This is a genomic window from Variovorax sp. FW305-3-2-15-B-LB1 (assembly GCF_058787635.1).
On record NZ_JBYSZY010000004.1, the window covers coordinates 146,152 to 166,378 of the forward strand.

A 20,227-nucleotide genomic window follows, 5' to 3' on the forward strand; every position below is an offset into this window, starting at 1 on the left:
TTGACCATTTCTCGACGGGCCACGGACACTGCGCGGGCCCGGTAGAGTCGGCGGCCATGTCGTCCGCATCGCACCACCGCCTCACGCCCCTCACCGCCCTGCTCCTCACCGTGCCGCCGCTGCTGTGGGCCGGCAACGCGGTGGTCGGCCGGCTGGTGCGCGCGCTGGTGTCGCCGCTGACGCTGAACTTCGTGCGCTGGGTGATCGCGTTCGTGCTGCTGCTGCCGCTGGCGGCCTGGGTGCTGCGCCGCGACAGCCCGCTGTGGGCGCACTGGCGGCGCTATGCGCTGCTGGGCCTGCTGGGCATCGGCCTGTACAACGCCTTCCAGTACCTGGCGCTGCAGACCTCCACGCCGATCAACGTCACGCTGGTGGGCTCCAGCCTGCCGCTGTGGATGCTGGCCGTGGGCACGCTGTGCTTCGGCGCGCGCGTCAGCCGGCGCGCGCTGGGCGGCGCGCTGCTGTCGATGCTAGGCGTGCTGCTGGTCTTGAGCCGCGGCGAGTGGCAGCAGCTGCTCGCGCTGCGGCTGGTGCCGGGCGACCTGTACATGATCGCGGGCACCATCGCCTGGGCCTTCTACAGCTGGCTGCTGGCGCGCACGCACGAGCCCACCAACGTGCGCAGCGACTGGGCTGCCTTCCTGATGGCACAGCTGGTGTTCGGTGTCGCGTGGTCGGGCGCGCTGGCCACCGGCGAATGGACACTGACCGACGCCCACATCGACCTGGGCTGGCCGCTCATTGCGGCGATGCTGTTCATCGGCATCGGCCCCGCCGTGCTGGCCTACCGCTGCTGGGGCACCGGCGTGCAACGCGCGGGCCCGCAGGCGGCGAGCATCTTCATGAACCTCACGCCGCTGTTCGCGGCCGTGCTGTCAGCGGCCTTCCTCGGCGAGGCGCCGTACTGGTACCACGGCGCCGCCTTCGTGCTGATCGTGGGCGGGATCGTGGTGTCGTCGCGGCGCTGAGCGCGCGCCGCTTCGTCGATCAGTAAGTGCCCGGGTAGGCGCCGCCGTCTGCCAGCACGTTCTGGCCGGTCATGTAGCCGGCCTGCATGCTGCACAGGAACGCGCAGATCGCGCCGAATTCCGCCGGGTTGCCGAAGCGCTTGGCCGGAATGTTCTTCTTGCGCGCTTCCCACACGGTGTCGAAGTCCTGGCCCGACTTCTGCGCCGCGCCGGCCATCGTGCCCTTGAGGCGGTCGGTCTCGAAGGAGCCCGGCAGCAGGTTGTTGATGGTCACGCCCTGCGCCGCCACCGACGTGCGCGCCACGCCGGCCACGAAGCCCGTGAGGCCGCTGCGCGCGCCGTTCGACAGACCCAGGATGTCGATCGGCGACTTCACCGAGCTCGACGTGATGTTGACGATGCGACCGAAGCCGCGTTTCGCCATGCCGTCCACCGTGGCCTTGATGAGCTCGATGGGCGTGAGCATGTTGGCGTCGACCGCCTTGATCCACGCCTCGCGGTCCCAGTTGCGGAAGTCGCCGGGCGGCGGGCCGCCGGCGTTGGTGACGACGATGTCGAAGTCGTGGCCCAGCGCGAACACGGCCGCGCGGCCGGCTTCGGTGGTGATGTCGGCCGCCACGTGCTTGACGAACGGACCCGACGGCCCGGCCGCTGCCACCAGCTGCTTGGCCGCCGCATCGAGCGCCTCGGCGCCGCGCGCCACGATCACCACGTTGACGCCCTCGCGCACCAGCGCCTCGGCGCAGCCGTAGCCCAACCCCTTGCTCGCGCCGCACACCAGTGCGGTCCTGCCTGCAATGCCCAGATCCATGTGTTTGCTCCAGTCGATCGTTCGATCGATGCTGCAGGGGCTACCGCCCCTTGCGTGTGAAAACGAAGATGCCCGCGATGACGAGCACCGTGCCGGCCGCGATCCACGCGGTGAACGGCTCACCCAGTATGACCACCCCCATGAGGATGGTCGACAGGGGCCCGATCATGCCGGTTTGTGCCGCAATGGCGGGGCCGATGCGCTCGATGGCCATCATCACCATGAGGACAGGCACCGCCGTGCACAGCGTGGCGTTGAGCACCGACAGCCAGATCACCTCGGGCGCGACCGCCATCGCCGCGCTCATCGGCCGCGTCAGCACGAACTGCAGGATGCACAGCACGCAGGCCACGGTCGTGGCGAGCCCCACGAGCCGCAGCGACCCGAGCCGCTTGACGAACTCGCCGCTGTACACGAGGTAGCCCGCATAGCTCACCGCGCTCAGGAACACGAGGAACGCGCCCCATGCAGCCGCGCCGCCGCCCTTGCCGTCGCCGCCGGTCCACAGCTCGTGGCCGAACACCAGCAGCACGCCGGCATAGCTCACGACCATGCCGAACACCTGCGGGCGCGTCGGGCGGCGCCGGTACAGCAGCCAGCCGAAGAACAGCACCAGCGTGGGGTTGAGGTAAAGAATCAGCCGCTCGAAGCTGGCCGAGATGTAGGCCAGCCCCGCAAAGTCGAGAAAGCTCGCGAGGTAGTAGCCCGAGAAGCCGAGCCCCAGGATGCCGAGCCAGTCGCGCGTCGTGAGCGCAGGCTTGCCGCGCCCGGCCCACCACGCCATCAGCGCGAACAACGGCAGCGCGAAGAGCATGCGCAGCATGATGAGCGTGATGGCGTCGACGCCGTAGCGGTACGCCAGCTTGACGATGATGGCCTTGCCACTGAACGCGATGGCGCCCAGCGTGGCAAGGACGAGGCCGGTGGCGTAGCCCTTGCGGGCGGCCTCGTGTCCGTGCGGGGGAATGCCGACCGATGCGGCTGTCTTGTTCATCCCCCGATCATCCCTTGATCCTCAGTAGCCTGCAGCGAGGCCGTCGCGGCGCGGGTCGCTCGCGGCCACGTAGCCTTCGACCGAAGGCTCGCCCGCGCGCCAGATGAACTGGCCGGCGCCGAAGTCCTGGTAGGAGTCGTTGATCACCTCGAGGTGATGGCCCAGGTCGCGCAGCCCTTGCAGCGTGCCGGCATTCATCGCGGCCTCGACGTTGATCTCGAGCCCCGCGTTGAAGCGCCAGCGCGGCGCATCGCAGGCGGCCTGCGGGTTCTGCTTGTAGTCGAGCATGCGCACCAGCGTCTGCATGTGACCCTGCGGCTGCATGTTGCCGCCCATCACGCCGAAGCTCATCACCGGCTGGCCGTCCTTGGTGAGGAAGGCCGGGATGATGGTGTGGAACGGGCGCTTGCCCGGCGCCACCACGTTCGGGCTCTCGGCCTTGAGGCTGAAGCCGTGGCCGCGGTTCTGCAAGCTGATGCCGAACTCGGGTTCCACGCAGCCCGAGCCGAAGCCCATGTAGTTGCTCTGGATGAAGCTCACCATCATGCCGCTCTCGTCCGCGGCCGTGAGGTAGATGGTGCCGCCCTTGACGGGGTTGCCGGCCTTGAAGTCCTGCGCCTTGTTCACGTCGATGAGTCTCGCACGCGAAGCCAGGTAGGCGTCATCGAGCATTTGCGCGGGGGTCACCGTCATCGACGATGGCTCCGACACGTAGCGGTACACGTCGGCGAAGGCCAGCTTCATGGCTTCGATCTGCAGGTGCTGCGACTGCACCGAGTCGACCGGCAGCGAGGCGATGTCGAACTTCTCGAGGATGCCCAGCGCGATCAGCGCCGCGATGCCCTGGCCGTTCGGCGGGATCTCGTGCAGCGTGTGGCCGCGGTAGTCGCGCGAAATCGGCTTCACCCACTCGGGCTGGTAGGCCGCCATGTCGGCCACGGTGAGCGCGCCGCCCTGTTCTTGCGAGAACTTGGCGATGGCCTCGGCGATCTCGCCGTTGTAGTAGGCCTCGCCCTTGGTGCGGGCGATGGCCTTGAGCGCGCGGGCCGCCGCGGTGAAGCGGAACAGCTCGCCGACCTCGGGCGCGCGGCCCCAGGGCAGGAAGGCCTGCGCGAAGCCGGGCTGCGATTGCAGGATCGGCGTGGCCGCCGCCCACTTGCCCTGCACCACCGGCGGCACGAGGTAGCCGCGCTCGGCGATGTCGATGGCGGGCGCCATCAGGTCGGCGAAAGGCAGCTTGCCGAAGCGCTCGCTCATCGCGACCCAGCCGCGCACCGCGCCCGGCACCGTGACCGAGTCGATGCCGCGCATCGGCGGCGTGGCGGCGTCGGCGCCGTACTTGGCCTTGAAATACTCGGGCGTCCATGCCTTCGGCGCGGGGCCCGAGGCGTTGAGGCCGTGCAGTTCCTTGCCGTCCCACAGGATGCAGAAGGCGTCGCTGCCCAGGCCGTTGCTCACGGGCTCGACCAGCGTCATCACGGCGGCCGTGGCAATGGCCGCGTCGACCGCGTTGCCGCCCTGCTGCAGGATGCGCAGGCCCGCCTGCGCAGCCAGCGGGTGCGAGGTCGCGACCACGTTGCGTGCAAAGACCGGGAGGCGGGTCGAGAGGTAGGGGTTGTTGAAGTCGAAGTTCATGTCGGCGTGCTCTCGTTAGTCATTCGTGATCTTGCGATCGGCGACGATCTTTTTCCACTTGGCGGCGTCAGTCGCCACCATCTTTGCGAACTGCTCGGGCGTGCCCGCGTTCGCCGGCTCGATGCCCAGGCGGGCGAGCTTGTCCTTCAGTTCCGGATCGGCCAGCGCCTCGTTGGCGGCCTTGTTCACGCGCGCCACGATGTCGGCCGGCAGCCCCTTCGGGCCGTAGAAGCCGAACCAGGTGGTCGACTCGAAGCCGGGCAGCGTGTCGGCGATGGGCGGCAGCTCGGGCGCGAGCGGGCTGCGCTTGAGCGAGGTCACGCCCAGCGCGCGCAGCCGGCCGTCGCGCACGTGCGGCATGCCGGTGGGCAGCGAGTCGAACAGCACGTCGACCTTGCCGCTGATGAGGTCGGGCACCGCCAGCGCCGTGCCGCGGTAGGGAATGTGCGTGACGAACACGCCGGCCTGCGCCTTGAACAGCTCCGCCGTGAGCTGCACGATGGTGCCGTTGCCGCTCGATGCGTAGTTGAGCTTGCCGGGGTTCTTCTTCGCGTGGTCGATCCACTCGCGCACCGTCTTCGCAGGCGTGTTGACCGGCACCAGCATGATGCTCGGCGCATCGCCCACGTGGGCGATGGGCGTGAAGTCGCGCACCGTGTCGTAGGGCAGTTTGGGCGTGATGGCCGGGCCGATGGCGTGCGTGCTCGTGGTCGCGAGCAGCAGCGTGTAGCCGTCGGGCGGCGCCTTGGCCGCGAGGTCGGAACCGATCGCACCGCCGGCGCCGGGCTTGTTGTCGACCACCAGCGTGGCGCCGAGCTTCTCGCCCATCTTCTGGCCCAGCGTGCGGGCAAAGAGGTCGGTGGCGCCGGCCGCCGGGAACGGCACGATCAGGCGGATGGGCCGGTTCGGGTAGTTCTGGGCCAGTGCGGGCACCGCGGCCAGCACCAGCGCAGCCGCGGCAAGCGCGGCGCGGGTGGTTCGTTTCATGGAATTCATTGTGTCCGAGGTGGTGTGTCGGGAGCGCGCCTTGTCCGACGTGGCCGCAGGATTGGACACGCGGGGCATTGAAAAGGGAAATGGATTTATCGGATAGATATATGAATCTGGCGCATCAATGTTGCCACGGCCATCACGCGGCGCGAGGCCTTACGCCCGACCATCAGAAATAGCGATGGGGTCGCATCAGCAAACGGTATTTCCTCCCGGGCGCCCTGCCGTCCGATAGTCGCGCCAGTCCACTCGACACAGAAGTGGCGCACAGGAGACCTCCCCTTGAACTTTCCTTCCCTCGAGGGCGCCGATGCCGGCGCCCTCTGCTTCAGCTCGCGCGTTCTTCGCGTGAAGCGGCACCCGCTCGGCCTGGCCCTGCTGGCACTGGCCGGCGCGGCCTCGGCGCAGTCCTCGGTGACGCTGTTCGGCGTCATGGATGCGGGCGTCAGCCATTTCGAGACCGTCAGCGAGTACCGCCCGGCGTTCGATCCGCGGCGCCCTGCCGCCGCCCTGCTCGCCGCGGCCGTGCCGCGGGTGACGCAAAGCCAGACCACGCTGTCGCGCGGCGGCTACCGCGGCAGCAGCCTGGGCTTTCGGGGCACGGAAGACCTGGGCGGCGGCCTGGCGGCGAGCTTCTGGCTGGAGTCGAACATCGCCAACGACGACGGCAAGACGGGCCTGGCCTCGTTCGCCAAGCGTTCGACGCTGAGCCTGTCGGGCGGCTTCGGCGAGCTGCGGCTGGGCCGCGACTACACGCCGATCTTTCGCAACGACTCGCTGGCCGACCCCTTCGCCGTGCAGGGCGCAGGCCTGTCGGTGATCGCGCGCGTCAACAGCGCCTCGTCCACGCTCCTGGGCGGCGCACCGGCCGGCGTGGCCGCTGGCGACAACTACGCACGCGCCAGCAACAGCATCGGCTACTTCCTGCCGCCGGACCTCGGCGGCTTCCACGGGCAGCTCCAGTACGCCTTGCCCGAGAACATCCGCTACAGCCCGGACGTGACGCCGACGAACGCGCGCGGGCGCTACCTGGGCGGGCGCTTCGGCTATGCCAAGGGACCGCTCAACGTGGCGCTGGCGTTCGGTGAAGACAACAAGGACCGCCTGCCCTCGGGCGCCGCGGCCCGGCCGCCCGTCGACGCCGGCGGCGAGGACCGGCTGAAGACCGTCAGCCTCAGCGCCACCTACGACTTCGGCCCCGTCAAGCTGCTGGGCGAACTGTCGCAACTGCGGCACCGGCGCGCGCAGGCACAGCCCTGGATGCAGGATCGCACCGACAAATACAACGGCTATTTGGTGGGCGCCACGGTGCCCGTGGGCCCGGGGCTCGTTCGCGCGTCGTTCGGTCGCGTCAGCTACAAGCCCGGCGCCACCGGCCTGCCGGGAGACACCGCGCAAGGCGCCAGCGCCAGCCAATGGGCGCTGGGCTACGTGCACCACCTGTCCCGCCGCACGGCGCTGTACGCCACGTTCGCGCGCGTTCGCATCCGGGACGGCCAGAACGACAAGGCGATCGGCTCCGTGACGAGCGCCAGCGACGCGCCCTATCCGGGCTACCTGGCCGCCAGCGGCTGGCGCCCGCGCAGCGCCACGGGCTACGACTTCGGCATCCGCCACATCTTCTGATCTTCGTTTTCATGCGCCCCTGCATTCATTCCATGTTGACCCACACCTCCACCTTTGCGCTTCGTTCCCTGGCCGTGGCCGCCCTCCTCGCCTTCGGCGCAGGCGCGCAGGCCCAGCCCGCCGCATCACCGCAGGCGTCGGCGATCCCGCCGCTCGTCGATGCGATGTACCCCCGGCTCGACGCCCTCTACAAGGACCTGCACGCCCACCCCGAACTTGCTTTCAAGGAAACGCGCACCGCCGCCCTGCTCGCCGCCGAGATGCGCGCCATCGGCTTCGAGGTGACCGAGAAGGTCGGCGGCACCGGCGTCGTGGCGCTGTACCGCAACGGCCCCGGGCCGGTCGTGATGGTGCGCACCGACATGGACGGCCTGCCGATGGAAGAAAAGACCGGCCTGCCCTACGCCAGCCAGGCCCGCACCGACTGGGGCGGGCGCGACAGCTTCGTGGCCCACAGCTGCGGCCACGACATCCACATGGCCAGCTGGCTCGGCACCGCGCGCACGCTGGTCGCGCTCAAGGACCAATGGAAAGGCACGCTGATGTTCATCGGCCAGCCCGCCGAAGAAACCGTCTCGGGCGCCAAGGCGATGCTCGCGGACGGCCTGTTCACGCGCTTTCCCAAGCCCGACGCCGCGTTCGCGCTGCACACGGCGCCCACACCCCACGGCGCCATCGGCTACGGCGTCGGCATCAGCAGCTCCAACTCCGACGCGCTGGAAATCGTCTTCAAGGGACGCGGCGGCCACGGCTCGCGGCCGCACACCACCATCGACCCGATCGTGATCGCCGCGCGCTTCGTGACCGACGTGCAGGCCGTGGTGAGCCGCGAGAAAGACCCGGCCGAATTCGGTGTCGTGACGATCGGCGCCATCCAGGGCGGCACCGCCGGCAACATCATTCCCGACACGGTCACGCTGCGCGGCACCATCCGCTCGTACAAGCCGCAGGTGCGCGAACAGCTGCTGGCCGGCGTGCGCCGCATGGCCATGGCCGCCGCCGCGACGGGCGGCGCGCCCGAACCCGTGGTCAAGCTGGTGTCGGGCGGAGAAGCGCTGGTCAACGACGAAGCGGTCGTGACCCGCGCGGCCGCCGCGCTCAAGCAGGCGCTGGGCGCAGCGCAGGTCGTTCAATCCACGGTGCCCTCGACGGGCAGCGAAGACTTCTCGGCCTTCATCAACGCCGGCGTGCCGTCGATGTACTTCACGATCGGCGTGCTCGATGCGCGGGACATCGCGGCCTCCGCCCAACCCGGCGGCAAGCCGCTGGCCCGCAACCATTCGCCCTTCTTCGCGCCGGTGCCCGAGCCGTCGATCAAGACCGGCGTGCACGCGATGACCGTGGTGGTGCTCAGCGCGCTGGGCAGATAGGGACGACGGCATCCCCCAAAGAAAAACGGCGCCCGAGGGCGCCGTTTGTGCGTTCAGAGAAAGCCCGTCGATCAGTCTTCGACGAAGGCCTCTTCGCGCTTGGACTTCACGGCCGGCAGCAGCACGATGATGAGCAGCAGGGCCGCGGCCGCCAGCAGGCTGGCCGAGATCGGACGCGTGACGAACACGCTCCAGTCGCCGCGCGACAGCAGCAGCGAACGGCGCAGGTTCTCTTCCATCATCGGGCCCAGGATGAAGCCCAGCAGCAGCGGCGCAGGCTCGCAACCCAGCTTGAAGAAGGTGTAGCCCACCAGACCGAAGATGCCCACCATCCAGATGTCGAAGGTGTTGTTGTTGGTCGAGTACACGCCGATCGCGCAGAACAGAACGATCGCCGGGAACAGGAACTTGTAGGGCACCGACAGCAGCTTGATCCACATGCCGATCAGCGGCAGGTTCAGCACGATCAGCATCGCGTTGCCCAGCCACATCGAGGCGATCAGGCCCCAGAACAGCTCGGGGTTGCTGGTCATCACCTGCGGGCCGGGCTGGATGTTGTGGATGGTCATCGCACCCACCATCAGCGCCATCACGGCGTTGGGCGGAATGCCCAGCGTGAGCAGCGGAATGAAGGAGGTCTGCGCACCGGCGTTGTTGGCCGACTCGGGAGCCGCCACGCCGCGGATGTTGCCCTTGCCGAAGGGCACTTCGCCCGGCTTCAGCTTGGTCTTCTTCTCGATCGTGTAGGCCGCGAAAGCCGCCAGCAGTGCACCGCCGCCGGGCAGGATGCCCAGGGCCGAACCCAGCGCCGTGCCGCGCAGCACGGCAGGCACCATGCGCTTGAAGTCTTCCTTGGTCGGGAACAGGCCCGAGACCTTGGCGGTGAACACTTCGCGCTCGTCGTCCGGGCGCGAGAGGTTGGCAATGATTTCGCCGTATCCGAACACGCCCATGGCGATGGCCACGAAGCCGATGCCGTCGGTGAGTTCGGGAATGTCGAAGCTGTAGCGTGCGACACCCGAGTTCACGTCGGTACCGACCAGGCCCATCAGCAGGCCCAGCACGATCATCGCGATCGCCTTGAGCAGCGAACCCGAGGCCAGCACCACGGCGCCGATCAGGCCCAGGATCATCAGCGAGAAGTATTCGGCGGGGCCGAACTTGAAGGCCAGCTCGGTCAGCGGCGGCGCGAAGGCGGCAAGAATGAGCGTGCCGACGCAACCTGCGAAGAACGAGCCCAGACCGGCCGCAGCGAGCGCCGGACCTGCACGGCCCTTGCGCGCCATCTGGTAGCCGTCGATCACGGTCACCACCGACGACGATTCGCCCGGCAGGTTCACCAGAATCGCGGTGGTCGAGCCACCGTACTGTGCGCCGTAATAAATACCGGCCAGCATGATCAGCGCCGACACAGGCGGCAGCGCATACGTGGCGGGCAGCAGCATCGCAATCGTCGCGACCGGGCCGATGCCCGGGAGCACGCCGATCAGCGTGCCCAGAATGCAGCCGACCAGGCAGTACAGCAGGTTCGTGAAGGTAAAGGCAACGCCAAAACCCATTGAGAGGTGTTCAAACAGTTCCATGTGAGCAGCTTTCTTCTCTCAACCGATGAAGGTCGGCCAGACCTGGATCTGCAGCTTCAGCGCCCAGATGAATGCAACGTAGCTGCCGATGGCCAGAACGGTGGCCAGGATCAGCACGGTGGGCAGCTTGAACTCGTGGCCCGCGAGGCTGGCGATGATCACGAGCGCGTAGATCGCGATGATCATGCCCATGGCCGGCACGCCGATGCTCGGCAGGCCGCCGAGCAGCACGCCGAAGGCGAGGTTGGCGCCCAGGATGAACACCACTTGCTTCCAGGCCCACTTGCCGATTTTTTCGCCATCGGTCGTTTCAACGGTGAGCCCGCTGAACATGATGCCCAGGCCGATCAGCGCCATCAGGATGCCCAGCATGAGCGGGAAGTAACCCGGACCCATGCGGGCGCCGCTGCCCACGCTGTAGGTGGTGGCGCCCCATGCGAACGCCACGCCCACGACGGTGAACATCAGTCCCGAGAAAAAGTCTTTCTGACTTTTGATTTTCACGAACAGTCTCCTCGAACAATTTCGATGCGGGATTGTCGAGTCAGCCTCCGGTCAGGCCGATGTGGATTCCACTAACCGAAGGACTAGGGATAACCCGAAATGACTCATGGGATCCCTTCAAGAAACACCGCGGAACCGGCTTTGCCGGGCCGCTGGTGTTGCCCCCGGCGAGGGGGTTGGCGTAGCGACACGAAGTGCGCGAAGCCTGGGGGAGGACCTATTCCAGAGGAGGCGTTGCGCTGAGCACTTCTTCGATGGTCGTCACGCCCTCGGCCACGCGCAGCGCACCGGCCAGGCGCAGCGGCCGCATGCCGTCGATCACGGCCTGGCGTCGCAGGCCCGTGAGGTTGGGCTCCTTGGTGACCTGGTCCTTGAACGGCTCGGTCACGCTCAGCAGTTCGTACAGGCCCATGCGGCCCATGTAGCCGGTCATGCGGCAATCGACGCAGCCCACGGGCTTGTAGGCACGCACCGGACCGGTGATCTGCCACGGCTTGACGATGGCCTCGAGGCTCTCGCGCGTGACCGCATCGTCGGGCTGCTTGCAATGCGGGCACAGCGTGCGCACGAGGCGCTGCGCGAGCACGCCCAGCATCACGGCTGTGATGAGGTACGAGGGCACGCCCAGTTCCATCATCCGCGTGATGGCGCTGGGCGCGTCGTTGGTGTGCAGCGTGCTGAACACGAGGTGGCCGGTGAGCGCGGCCTGCACCGCCATCTCGGCGGTGGCGAGGTCGCGGATTTCGCCGACCATGATGATGTCCGGGTCCTGCCGCATCAGCGCGCGCAGCCCCTCGGTGAAGCCGAAGTCGAGTTGCGGCTGCACCTGGGTCTGGTTGAACGAAGGCTCGATCATTTCGATCGGGTCTTCCACCGTGCTCACGTTGACCTCTTCGGTCGCCACGCGCTTGAGCGTGGAGTACAGCGTGGTGGTCTTGCCCGAGCCCGTGGGCCCGGTCACCAGGATGATGCCGTTGGGCCGCGTGACGAGCTGCTCCCAGCGCTGCGCGTCGTGCTGCGCGAAGCCCAGCGCGTCGAGGTCTTTCACCGCGGTGTCGGGGTCGAAGATGCGCATCACCATCTTCTCGCCGAAGGCCGTCGGCAAGGTCGACAAACGCATTTCGATTTCGTCGCCGCGCATGTTGCGGGTCTTGATGCGGCCGTCGAGCGGGCGGCGCTTTTCGACCACGTCCATGCGGCCCAGCAGCTTGATGCGCGCGACCATCGCGTTCATCACGCCCATGGGCATCTGGTAGGCCGGGTGCAGGATGCCGTCGATGCGAAAGCGGATCACGCCCTGCTCGCGGCGCGGCTCCAGGTGGATGTCGCTGGCGCGCTGGTCGAAGGCGTACTGCCACAGCCAGTCGACCACCTGCACCACGCTCTGGTCATTGGCGTCGAGCTGCTTCGTGCTCTTGCCCAGTTCGACCAGCTGCTCGAAGCTCGCGCCGCCGGTGTTGCCGCCGGCCTTCTGCGCGGCGCGCACCGACTTGGCCAACGCGAAGAATTCCGCCGTGTAGCGCTGAATGTCGGCCGGGTTGGCCACCACGCGGCGCACGGTGCGCTTGGACTGGCGCTCGACCTCGGCGATCCAGTCGGTGAGGAACGGTTCGGCCGTGGCCACCACCACCTCGTTCGGCAGCACCTGCACGGGCAGCACCTTGTGGCGCTCGGCGTAGCCGGCGCTCATGGTGTCGGCCACCTTGCCCACGTCGACCTTGAGCGGATCGATGCGCAGATAAGCCAGGCCGGCGCGGCCGGCCAGCCACTGCGTGAGCGCTTCGAGGTCGAGCGGCTTGCCGTCGGCCTCGCGCGTCATGGCCACGTTGGCCAGGCGCACCAGCGGCGCCTGTCGGCTCTCGGCCTGGGCGCAGCGCGCGATGGTGCGCTTGGCCTCCATCGGCGAGATCACGCCGTCGGTGGCGAGCCATTCGATCAGGCGACGCAGGTCGAGCGGACCTTCGTGGCGGGCAGCAGAGGCGGAAGCGGCGGCGGGTACAGCGCTCATGAACCGGAGGTCAGGTGATCAGGTGGTGAGGGAAAGCGTCATCGGCTTGAACACCCGCAGCCATTTCGGCGCGGGCAGGCCCCAGCGAGTCTGGATGGTTTGGGCGCGCTCGGCAAGCACCTCGCGCTTCGGGCGCGACGCCGTGCGCTGGGCCAGCACCACCGTGTTGCCTTCGCGCGTCGGCTTGAAGGCCCAGACCGCGTCGGCGCCGAAGGCGGCGGCGATTTTCTCGAGGCTGCGCTCGTAGCTCGACGAGCGGCCGAAGAGGTTGACCGTCATGCAGCCGTCTTCGGTGAGCAGCGCGCGGCAGTCGGCATAGAAGGCCTCGCTGTCGAGCACCGGCGCGGCGGCCTCGTGGTCGTACAGGTCGACCTGCAGCGCATCGACCGTGCCCTGCCATTCGGGCTTGCGGATTTCCTCGGCCGCATCGGCGATCACCACGCGCAGCTTCAGGTCGTCGGCCGGCAGCTTGAACCAGCCGCGGCAGGCCGACACCACCTGCGGGTTCAGCTCGACCGCGGTGGTGCGCATGCGCAGCGTCTTGCGGCTGAACTTGGTGAGCGTGGCCGCGCCCAGGCCCAGCTGCATCGCGTGGCGGTTGCCCACGCCCTTGCTGTCGACGAACAGCAGCCAGGCCATCATGCGCTGCACGTACTCGAGCTCGATCTCGAAGGGTGCGTCGAGCTTCATCGAGCCCTGGACCCATTCGGTGCCCAGGTGCAGGTAGCGGATGTCGCCCCAGTCGGAAAAATTGACTTCGGGCAGGACGAGGGTTTTCTTGGAAGAAGCGGAAGAAGCCATCAGAGAAGGTGGTGGGCAACGAAGACCTCGCGCCAGGCCGCGAGCTTGCGCTCGAAGGACCACGACGCGTTGGCGGGGCTGGTGGAGGGCAGCGAATACACCGGCACCCCGAGGGTGCGCGTGTGGCGTGCGTGCTTGAAGCTCTCGCCGCCGTTGTGGGCGATGGCGGCGAGCTTCGGCAGTCGCAGGCCGGCGATGTCGTTCACGACCGGCGAGCGGATCGCCGTGTCGAGGCTGCCCTCGCGCTCGCAGGCGCCGTACACGTCCCACACGCCGAGGCCGCGATCGAGCAGCCAGTCGCAGCGCGCGCGGTAGCTGTCTGCGCCCGTCGGAAGCAGGGGGTCGGGCCAGAGGGCTTGCAAGATCTTCCAGAACTGATTTTGGGGATGCGCATAGTACTGCTGCCGCTCGAGCGACTTGACGCCCGGGAAGCTGCCGAGGATGAGCACACGTGTGTGGGGCGAGACGATGGGCGCGAGGCCGGTCAGCACCATGCCGGCGGTGGCGGCAACGGTCGGAGACGGGATGGCGGTCGGTTTCATGGGCGGTATCTTGGCATTGCCGCGCGGTGTGCCTGAACGCCCATGAAAAAACCCGCCGAAGCGGGTTCTTTCGTCAAGCACGGGACGAAGCCCGGTGCATGGAAGTTACGGCTTCTTGGCCGCTTCGTTCTCGGCCGTGCCCGGCACCTTCTCGCCGATCGCCTTGCCGGCGCTGCGCATGCCGTCGGCCGTCTTGTGGCCGGCCGTTTCCACGGCGTCGCCGGTCTTCACGGCCGCCTTCTTGGTGGCGGTGGTGGCCTTCTTGGTGGTGTTCTTGGTCGCGTTCCAAGCCTTCTTGGTGCCGCGCTCGGTGGCGTTGGCTGCCTTCTTGGTGCCGCTCTTGGTGGCATCCCAGGCCTTCTCGGCGCCGCTCTCGGTCGCGTTCACGGCCTTCTTGGTCGTGCTCTTGGTGGCGTCCCAGGCCTTCTCGGTGCCGCGTGCGGTCGCATCGACGGCGTCCTTGCCGGCTTCCTTCACCTTCTCGGTGGTCGTGGGCTCGGCCGCGGTGGTCTGCGCGATGGCCGACACACCGATGGAGGCCAGCGCCAGTGCGAGCGCGACGGGCAGGGTACGAACAAAAGATGTGGTCATGAAAGACTCCTTTTTTGAGTGAAGTGCGGAGTGACGACAGTGCCACTGGACAACCAACGTCACTTCGAACTTCAAGGATGACAGCAAAAAGGGCCCGATGGCCTGCGCTGGCGCAACTCGGGAACTTGGCCTACGCGGCGGGCGGACGCCCCTCCGACACGTTCAGCAGACTTTGGAGCTTCGGCAGGGCTGCCACCGCATTGCGCGTGGTGTTTTCGGCCAGCGACGCGATGTCGATGCCCCGCAGCTGCGCGACCACTTCGGCGATGCGCGGCAGCTCGCCGGGCTCGTTGCGGCCCTGTGCTTCGCCCGCCTCGCGCTGCGCCTGCGTGCGGTACAGCCAGTGCGGCTGGATGTCGGGCGCGTCGGTTTCCATCACCAGCGCGTCCATCGGCAGGGTGGCCGCGAGCCGGCGCAGCTGCAGCGCGCGCTCGAAGGTCACGGCGCCGCCGAAGCCCAGCTTCAGGCCGATCTCGATGCAGGCCTGCGCCTGCTGCTCGCTGCCGTTGAACGCGTGGGCGATGCCCTGCCACGGCCGCCCGCCCGCGGTCTGGCGCAGATGCTTGAGCACCTTGTCGACCGAGCGCCGCACATGGATGAGCACGGGCAGCCCGTGCTTGCGCGCCAGTTGCAACTGAGTGTGAAAGAAGCGTTCCTGTCTATCGGCGTCCAGGCCTTCGACGAAGTAGTCGAGCCCGATCTCGCCGACCGCCACCAGGCGCGGATCGTCGCGCCGCGCGTGCAGCTCGTCGTCGAGCGTCTGCAGGTCCGCATCGCTCGCCTGCCCCGTGCACAGCGGGTGGATGCCCAGCGCGTAGGCGTCGCCCTGCGCGTGCGCCAGCTCGCGCACGGTGGCGAAGTTGAAGGCCGCCACCGCCGGAATGACGCACAGCACCACGCCCTGCGCCGCCGCGCGGGCGCGGATGACGGGCATCTCGGCACCGAATTCGGGCGCATCGAGGTGACAGTGGGTATCGACAAACGCAGCCATCGCGCGATGATGCCCGAAGGGATGCACAGGCGCGGAAAGCGTGCTACTGTGAACTCCTTCACGCGTCCTTTTTTGCCGGAGGTGCTCCGATGCGCAGGCCCGCTTTCTACAGCCGCTCGCCCCGCACGCTGCCGCCGGCCGCAGCACCGGCGGCCGGGTCGCCGGCGGATGCCGCGGCTGTGGCCGAGGCCGACGCCGCGCAAGCCCCACCCCCTCGCGCACGCTGGCAGCCGGGGCGCCGCGCCTTCGCGCTGCTCACCGTCGGCTGCATCGCCATCGCCGCCGGCGGCGCCTTCTGGGCACCGCGCCAGGGCGCCAAGGCGCTCACGCAGAAAGACATCGACGCCGCCGTGCTGCGCACGCTGCAGACCGCCACCCTGCCCTCGCCCGCGGCCAAGGCCGCCGACATCGTGCGGCCCTCGGTGGTGCGCGTGGTCGGCTACGGCCCCGAGAAGGCCACGCCCGAAGCCAAGACCCAGAAGCGCGGCCGCAACATGGCCAAGGGCAAGCCGCCCGAGGCGCCCGCCGACGGCGGCACGCCGGGCGAGGTCGAGCGCGGCGTGGGCACGGGCGTGGTGATCGTCGACAAGGGCGTGATCCTCACCAACCTGCACGTGGTCGCCGGCGCCGAGAAGATCAAGGTCACCTTCGCCGACGGCCTGGAGGCCATCGCCGTCATCACCGGCGTGCAGCCCGAGAACGACCTGGCCGTGCTGCAGGCCCAGAAGATTCCCGACGACCTGATCCCCGCCGTGATGCGCTCCACCGCCGACCTGCGCTCCGGCGACCAGGTGGCGGCCGTTGGCTTTCCGTTCGGCATCGGGCCGTCGGTGTCGGCCGGCGTGGTGTCGGGCCTGAAGCGCTCCTTCCGTTCGCCCGAGGGCAAGCAGGAGCTGGGTAACCTGATCCAGTTCGACGCCGCCGCCAACCCCGGCAATTCGGGCGGCCCGCTCATCAACATGGACGGCGAGGTGCTGGGCATCGTCACCGCCATCCTCAACCCGACGCAGCAGCGCACCTTCATCGGCATCGGCTTCGCGGTGCCGATCGAGAACGCCGCTTCGGCGGCCGGCTCGCCGCCCTTCTGATTTCTTCGAAAGCCTTTCGCATGAGCACAGAAAACCCGACCTCGTCGACCTTTGCAACAGCCCCCGCCACCGCCGAGCTGATGGAGCAGATCCTCTACGAGGTGAAGCGCGTGGTCGTGGGGCAGGACCGCTTTCTCGAGCGCGTGATGGTCGCGATGCTCGCGGGCGGCCACCTGCTGGTCGAAGGCGTGCCGGGGCTGGCCAAGACGCTCACCATCAAGACGCTGGCCGACACCGTGCGCGGCCAGTTCAAGCGCATCCAGTTCACGCCCGACCTGGTGCCGGCCGACCTCGTGGGCACGCGCATCTACAACCAGAAGACGGGCGAGTTCAGCACCTCGCTGGGCCCGGTGTTCGCCAACCTGCTCCTGGCCGACGAAATCAACCGCGCGCCGGCCAAGGTGCAAAGCGCGCTGCTCGAGGTGATGCAGGAGCGCCAGGTCACCATCGCCGGCGAGACACACAAGGTGCCGCGCCCCTTTCTCGTGATGGCCACGCAGAACCCGATCGAGACCGAGGGCACCTACCCGCTGCCCGAAGCGCAGGTCGACCGCTTCATGATGAAGGTGATGGTCGACTACCCGAGCGACGAGGAAGAGTTCGTGATCGTGCAGCGCGTGATCGGCCCGCCCGTCTCGGCCACGCCGGTCGCCACCACCGAACAGCTGGCCGAGCTGCAGGCCGAGGCGCGGCGCGTGTACGTCGACCCTTCGCTGATCCAGTACGCCGTGAAGCTGGTGTCGGCCACGCGCACGCCCGAGAAGCACGGCCTGAAGGACCTGCGCCGCTTCATCACCTTCGGCGCCAGCCCGCGCGCCAGCATCAGCCTCACCGAAGGCGCGCGCGCCCTGGCGCTGCTGCGCGGCCGCAGCTACGCGCTGCCCGAAGACATGAGCGCGCTGGTGCCCGACGTGCTGCGCCACCGCGTGACGCTGTCCTACGAAGGCCTGTCCGAAGGGCTCACGCCCGACGGGCTGATCGAGAAGATCATGAAGGCCGTCCCCGCTCCTCCCAAGCCCCTCGAACATGAAAAGCTGGTGGCGTAAGGCCCCCGAGGCCGCGAACGACGACCGGCTCGCGATCGAAGCCGGCGGGGCCGAACGCGCGCTGCGCCGGCTCGAATGGACCGTGATCCGCCGCCTCGACGGGCTGCTGCAGGGCGACTACCGCACGCTGATGCGCGGCACCGGCCTGGACTTGGCCGACCTGCGCGAGTACCAGCACCACGACGACGTGCGCCACATCGACTGGAACGTCACCGCGCGGCTGCAGACGCCGCACGTGCGCGTGTTCACCGAAGACCGCGAGATGGCCGCGTGGTTCGTGCTCGACCTGAGCCGCTCGGTCGATTTCGGCTCGGGCCTGAAGGCCAAGCGCGAGATCTCGGCCGGCTTCGTCGGCGTGCTCGCGCGGCTGCTCACGCGGCACGGCAACCGGGTCGGCGCGCTGGTCTACGGCCGCGACCTCGAGGCCGTGATCCCGCCGCGCACCGGCCGCCGCCATGTGCTGCACCTGCTGCACGCGATGGAAAAGCGCGCGAACCAGGCCGAGGCCGCGCCCGCGCAGAAGGGCATGACGCGCCTGGCCGACCTGCTGACCTCCGCCGCCTCGCTCATGCCGCGCCGCTCCACCGTGTTCGTGGTGTCCGACTTTCTCAGCGAGCCCGGCTGGGAGCGCCCGCTGGGCCAGCTGGTGCAGCGGCACGAAGTGATTGCCGTGCGCCTGTTCGATCCGCTCGAACTCGAGCTGCCCGACCTCGGCCTGGTGCCGCTGCGCGATGCCGAGACCGGCGAGCAGCTGTGGGTCGACACCCATGACGCGGGGTTCCGCAAACGCTTCGCGCGGCTGGCCGCCGAACGCGAGACCACCCTGCGCGAGTCGCTGGCCCGGGCCGGCGTCGACGCCCTCGAACTCTCGACCAACGACGATCTGGTCGAAGCCATCGTGCGATTCGCGGACCTGCGCAAGCGCCGGGTCCGCGGCGTCGCAGCGGGTGGCGGGAAGGCGGTGGTGGCGGCATGACATTCCTCTGGCCTCAATTCCTCTGGCTGCTGGCGGCCTTGCCGCTGCTGGTGCTCCTGTATGTCTGGCTGATCCGCCGCAAGAAGAAGATGGCGGTGCGCTACGCCAGCCTGTCGATCGTGCGCGAGGCCATGGGCCCGGGCCAGAGCCTGCGGCGCCACATCCCGCCGCTGCTGTTCCTGGTGGCCATGGCCGCGATGCTGGTGGCGGCGGCGCGGCCGATGGCGGTGGTGGTGCTGCCGTCGAACCAGCAGACCATCATCCTGGCGATGGACGTGTCGGGCAGCATGCGCGCGGCCGACGTGCAGCCCAACCGGCTGGTGGCCGCGCAGGAGGCGGCCAAGAGCTTCATCAAGGACCTGCCGCGCCACGTGAAGGTGGGCATCGTCGCCTTCGCGGGCAGCGCGCAGGTGGCGCAGCTGCCCACCACCAACCACGACGACCTCGTGACGGCCATCGACAGCTTCCAGCTGCAGCGCGCCACGGCCACGGGCAACGCCATCGTGGTGTCGCTGGCCACGCTGTTTCCCGACGCGGGCATCGACATCTCGCAGTTCAGCGCCCCCAGCCGCCAGCGCGGCATCCCGATCGACCAGAACGAGAAGCAGCTCAAGGAGTTCACGCCCGTGGCGCCCGGCTCGTTCACCTCGGCCGCGATCATCATGCTGACCGACGGCCAGCGCACCACGGGCGTCGACCCGCTGGACGCCGCCAAGGCCGCGGCCGACCGCGGCGTGCGCATCTACACGGTGGGCGTGGGCACGGTCGACGGCGAGACCATCGGCTTCGAAGGCTGGTCGATGCGCGTGCGGCTCGACGAAGAAACGCTCAAGGCCATCGCCAACAAGACCAGCGCCGAGTACTTCTACGCCGGCACCGCGAGCGACCTGAAGAAGGTCTACGAGACGCTGAGCTCCAAGCTCACGGTCGAGAAGAAGGAAACCGAGATCTCGGCGCTGTTCGCGCTGGGCGCGGCGGTGCTCACGCTGTTGTCGGCGGGACTGTCGCTGCTCTGGTTCAACCGGATTCTTTAGCGCTCGCCGAGGGTGCAGCAGGCGGCATCTTCACCGCCCCCACGCCGCCCAGGAACAGGTCGGCCACGATCGGCGCGATGGCCGCGTGGTCGAGCCGGCCGCCGGGCTTCATCCAGGTGAACATCCAGTTGATCATGCCGAACAGCAGCATGGTCAGCGGCTTGGCGAGCTCGTCGCTCGGCGCGCCGGGGCGCAGCGCCGACACCGCGCGCGCAAAACCGGCGACCACGGCGCGCTCTTGGTCGAGCACGCGCTCGCGGTCCTCGTCCTCGAGAAAGCGCACGTCGTCGGTCAGCACGCGGTGCGCGTCCTGCGCGCCGGCGTACTCCTCGACGATGCGGTAGATGAAGCGGCGCAGCCGCTCTTCGTCGGTGGACGGCTGGGCCTCTTCCTCGGCCACCAGCGCCGCCAGCTTCGAGACGTGCGTCTCGGCGATGCTGATGAGCAGGCTGCTCTTGTCCTTGTAGTAGTGGTAGAGCGTGGCCTTCGAGAGGTTGCAGGCCTCGGCGACCTGGTTCATCGAGGTCGCGGGGTAGCCGCGGCGGGCGAACAGCTGGGCGGCCTGCGCGAGGATCAGTTCGCGCTGGTCGTCGTAGGTGGCGGATCTTCCACGCGGCATCGGGTCTTCTTCCTGGGTTGTCTGTCGGTTGCTGGCGTGCAGCAGGCTCG

Annotated in this window: 19 protein-coding genes; 7 read left to right on the top strand and 12 right to left on the bottom strand. The window is 68.5% G+C overall.

Going from position 1 to position 20,227, the window contains the following annotated elements:
- The first annotated feature begins 56 nt into the window (after positions 1 to 56).
- On the top strand, positions 57 to 968 hold the full coding sequence (locus AC3WQR_RS04380) for a DMT family transporter (protein WP_492741234.1): 912 nt from the start codon (positions 57 to 59) through the stop codon (positions 966 to 968).
- Between the two features lie 19 nt (positions 969 to 987).
- Here AC3WQR_RS04380 and AC3WQR_RS04385 read toward each other — a convergent pair whose 3' ends face one another.
- Genes AC3WQR_RS04385 through AC3WQR_RS04400 form a run of 4 tightly spaced genes read right to left on the bottom strand, consistent with a single transcriptional unit; the run spans position 988 to position 5,395 of the window.
- The gene (locus tag AC3WQR_RS04385) at positions 988 to 1,779 is read right to left on the bottom strand and encodes an SDR family oxidoreductase (RefSeq protein WP_159274987.1); all 792 of its coding nucleotides are present in this window, start codon (positions 1,777 to 1,779) and stop codon (positions 988 to 990) included.
- A gap of 40 nt (positions 1,780 to 1,819) precedes the next feature.
- On the bottom strand, positions 1,820 to 2,773 hold the full coding sequence (locus AC3WQR_RS04390) for a DMT family transporter (RefSeq protein WP_070063637.1): 954 nt from the start codon (positions 2,771 to 2,773) through the stop codon (positions 1,820 to 1,822).
- A 21-nt stretch (positions 2,774 to 2,794) separates the two neighbouring features.
- The gene (locus tag AC3WQR_RS04395; protein WP_369631639.1) at positions 2,795 to 4,408 is read right to left on the bottom strand and encodes a gamma-glutamyltransferase family protein; all 1,614 of its coding nucleotides are present in this window, start codon (positions 4,406 to 4,408) and stop codon (positions 2,795 to 2,797) included.
- A gap of 15 nt (positions 4,409 to 4,423) precedes the next feature.
- Positions 4,424 to 5,395 (bottom strand): tripartite tricarboxylate transporter substrate binding protein, encoded by a 972-nt coding sequence (locus AC3WQR_RS04400; RefSeq protein WP_492741235.1) that lies wholly within the window; start codon positions 5,393 to 5,395, stop codon positions 4,424 to 4,426.
- A gap of 351 nt (positions 5,396 to 5,746) precedes the next feature.
- Between AC3WQR_RS04400 and AC3WQR_RS04405 the strand changes: the two genes are divergently transcribed.
- Positions 5,747 to 7,024: a porin gene (locus AC3WQR_RS04405; protein WP_492741265.1), complete on the top strand. Its 1,278-nt coding sequence runs from the start codon at positions 5,747 to 5,749 to the stop codon at positions 7,022 to 7,024.
- Between the two features lie 32 nt (positions 7,025 to 7,056).
- Complete coding sequence (locus AC3WQR_RS04410; protein WP_492741236.1) at positions 7,057 to 8,394, top strand: amidohydrolase; 1,338 nt, start codon at positions 7,057 to 7,059, stop codon at positions 8,392 to 8,394.
- 71 nt (positions 8,395 to 8,465) lie between these two features.
- On the opposite strand, the gene AC3WQR_RS04415 is transcribed toward AC3WQR_RS04410, so the two are convergent.
- From AC3WQR_RS04415 to AC3WQR_RS04445, 7 genes are all read right to left on the bottom strand, one after another.
- Positions 8,466 to 9,977 carry a tripartite tricarboxylate transporter permease gene (locus AC3WQR_RS04415; protein ID WP_062479412.1) on the bottom strand — a complete coding sequence of 504 codons (1,512 nt, stop codon included), beginning with the start codon at positions 9,975 to 9,977 and terminating at the stop codon, positions 8,466 to 8,468.
- Between the two features lie 18 nt (positions 9,978 to 9,995).
- Entirely contained in the window at positions 9,996 to 10,481 is a 486-nt protein-coding gene (locus AC3WQR_RS04420) for a tripartite tricarboxylate transporter TctB family protein (protein WP_062479410.1), read from the bottom strand.
- 217 nt (positions 10,482 to 10,698) lie between these two features.
- On the bottom strand, positions 10,699 to 12,489 hold the full coding sequence (gene tfpB / locus AC3WQR_RS04425; RefSeq protein ID WP_492741237.1) for a type IV pilus assembly ATPase TfpB: 1,791 nt from the start codon (positions 12,487 to 12,489) through the stop codon (positions 10,699 to 10,701).
- An 18-nt stretch (positions 12,490 to 12,507) separates the two neighbouring features.
- Entirely contained in the window at positions 12,508 to 13,290 is a 783-nt protein-coding gene (locus tag AC3WQR_RS04430) for a class I SAM-dependent methyltransferase (RefSeq protein ID WP_159278211.1), read from the bottom strand.
- Positions 13,290 to 13,832, bottom strand: a complete 543-nt coding sequence (locus tag AC3WQR_RS04435; RefSeq protein WP_492741238.1) for a DNA-deoxyinosine glycosylase — start codon at positions 13,830 to 13,832, stop codon at positions 13,290 to 13,292. Before AC3WQR_RS04435 ends, AC3WQR_RS04430 begins: the two co-directional genes overlap by 1 nt.
- Positions 13,833 to 13,937: 105 nt before the next feature.
- Positions 13,938 to 14,423 carry a hypothetical protein gene (locus AC3WQR_RS04440; RefSeq protein ID WP_062479399.1) on the bottom strand — a complete coding sequence of 162 codons (486 nt, stop codon included), beginning with the start codon at positions 14,421 to 14,423 and terminating at the stop codon, positions 13,938 to 13,940.
- 130 nt (positions 14,424 to 14,553) lie between these two features.
- Positions 14,554 to 15,414, bottom strand: coding sequence for a TatD family hydrolase (locus tag AC3WQR_RS04445; protein WP_492741239.1), 861 nt, complete (start codon positions 15,412 to 15,414; stop codon positions 14,554 to 14,556).
- A gap of 89 nt (positions 15,415 to 15,503) precedes the next feature.
- Here AC3WQR_RS04445 and AC3WQR_RS04450 point away from each other — a divergent pair, with 89 nt between their 5' ends.
- Genes AC3WQR_RS04450 through AC3WQR_RS04465 form a run of 4 tightly spaced genes read left to right on the top strand, consistent with a single transcriptional unit; the run spans position 15,504 to position 19,558 of the window.
- Positions 15,504 to 16,502, top strand: coding sequence for a S1C family serine protease (locus AC3WQR_RS04450; protein WP_492741240.1), 999 nt, complete (start codon positions 15,504 to 15,506; stop codon positions 16,500 to 16,502).
- Positions 16,503 to 16,522: 20 nt separating this feature from the next.
- Positions 16,523 to 17,548 (top strand): AAA family ATPase, encoded by a 1,026-nt coding sequence (locus tag AC3WQR_RS04455; RefSeq protein ID WP_070063644.1) that lies wholly within the window; start codon positions 16,523 to 16,525, stop codon positions 17,546 to 17,548.
- Positions 17,529 to 18,524: a DUF58 domain-containing protein gene (locus AC3WQR_RS04460; RefSeq protein WP_070063645.1), complete on the top strand. Its 996-nt coding sequence runs from the start codon at positions 17,529 to 17,531 to the stop codon at positions 18,522 to 18,524. The genes AC3WQR_RS04455 and AC3WQR_RS04460 overlap by 20 nt, the downstream gene beginning before the upstream one ends.
- Positions 18,521 to 19,558 (top strand): VWA domain-containing protein, encoded by a 1,038-nt coding sequence (locus tag AC3WQR_RS04465; RefSeq protein WP_070063646.1) that lies wholly within the window; start codon positions 18,521 to 18,523, stop codon positions 19,556 to 19,558. The genes AC3WQR_RS04460 and AC3WQR_RS04465 overlap by 4 nt, the downstream gene beginning before the upstream one ends.
- Here AC3WQR_RS04465 and AC3WQR_RS04470 read toward each other — a convergent pair.
- Positions 19,542 to 20,177, bottom strand: coding sequence for a TetR/AcrR family transcriptional regulator (locus tag AC3WQR_RS04470; protein WP_492741241.1), 636 nt, complete (start codon positions 20,175 to 20,177; stop codon positions 19,542 to 19,544). The genes AC3WQR_RS04465 and AC3WQR_RS04470 overlap by 17 nt on opposite strands.
- Positions 20,178 to 20,227 lie beyond the last annotated feature (50 nt).